The following is a 1,359-nucleotide window of genomic DNA, read 5'->3' as shown; positions in this document are numbered from 1 at the left end:
TGGGTGTCTGGTGGTGGGATCGTGAGGGTCGCTGCGTGTTGTTTGAGATTTGCATAGTGGACGCGAGCATCTTTGTGGCCAAGTTTTTTAGGGCACACGGTGGATGCCTTGGCATCAGGAGCCGATGAAGGACGTGGGAGGCTGCGTTAAGCCCCGGGGAGTCGCCAACCAGACTTTGATCCGGGGATGTCCGAATGGGGAAACCTAGCACCAGTCATGTGGTGTTGCCTCCGCCTGAATGTATAGGGCGGTTGGTGGTAACGCGGGGAAGTGAAACATCTCAGTACCCGTAGGAAGAGAAAACAAGAGTGATTCCGTGAGTAGTGGTGAGCGAAAGCGGAGGAGGCTAAACCGGGCGCGTGTGATAGCCGGCAGGCGTTGCGTGTTCGGGGTTGTGGGACCTTCTTGGAGAGACTGCCGTTTCTCCGGACAGTGATAAATCGGTGGGATAGCCGAAGCTTCTGGGAAGCTGCGCCGTAGACCGTGAGAGCCGGGTAGGTGAAATCCTGTCGACTGTTGGAGGGGATCCCAAGTAGCACGGGGCCCGAGAAATCCTGTGTGAATCTGCCAGGACCACCTGGTAAGCCTAAATACTCCCTGATGACCGATAGTGCACTAGTACCGTGAGGGAAAGGTGAAAAGCACCCCGGTGAGGGGTCGTGAAATAGTACCTGAAACCGTGTGCCTACAAGCCGTAGGAGCGTAGATGTTCTTCGGAATGTCTGTGATGTGACTGCGTGCCTTTTGAAGAATGAGCCTGCGAGTTGCGGTGTGTGGCGAGGTTAACCCGTGTGGGGGAGCCGTAGCGAAAGCGAGTCTGAATAGGGCGTTTTATAGTCGCATGCTGCAGACCCGAAGCGGAGTGATCTAGGCATGGGCAGGTTGAAGCGCGGGTAAGACCGCGTGGAGGACCGAACCCACCAGGGTTGAAAACCTGGGGGATGACCTGTGTTTAGGGGTGAAAGGCCAATCAAACTCCGTGATAGCTGGTTCTCCCCGAAATGCATTTAGGTGCAGCGTCGCGTGTTTCTTGCCGGAGGTAGAGCACTGGATGGCCGATGGGCCCGACAAGGTTACTGACGTCAGCCAAACTCCGAATGCCGGTAAGTGAGAGCGTGGCAGTGAGACTGCGGGGGATAAGCTCCGTAGTCGAGAGGGAAACAGCCCAGACCACCGACTAAGGCCCCTAAGCGTGTGCTAAGTGGGAAAGGATGTGGAGTCGCAGTGACAACCAGGAGGTTGGCTTAGAAGCAGCCATCCTTGAAAGAGTGCGTAATAGCTCACTGGTCAAGTGATTCTGCGCCGACAATGTAGCGGGGCTCAAGTACACCGCCGAAGTCGTGGCATTCACACATTACT

1 rRNA gene (running past one end of the window) is annotated in these 1,359 nt (G+C 56.0%); it reads left to right on the top strand.

Features of this window, described 5'->3' with window-relative positions:
- Nucleotides 1–76: 76 nt before the first annotated feature.
- A 23S ribosomal RNA gene (locus ACZ6W9_RS36870) occupies nucleotides 77–1,359 on the top strand (it continues 1,923 nt past the right edge of the window).

The organism is Streptosporangium sp. NPDC053982 (assembly GCF_055585205.1).
Note: the sequence above shows the minus strand (reverse complement) of the source record. Positions and strands in the feature narration are given on the sequence as shown.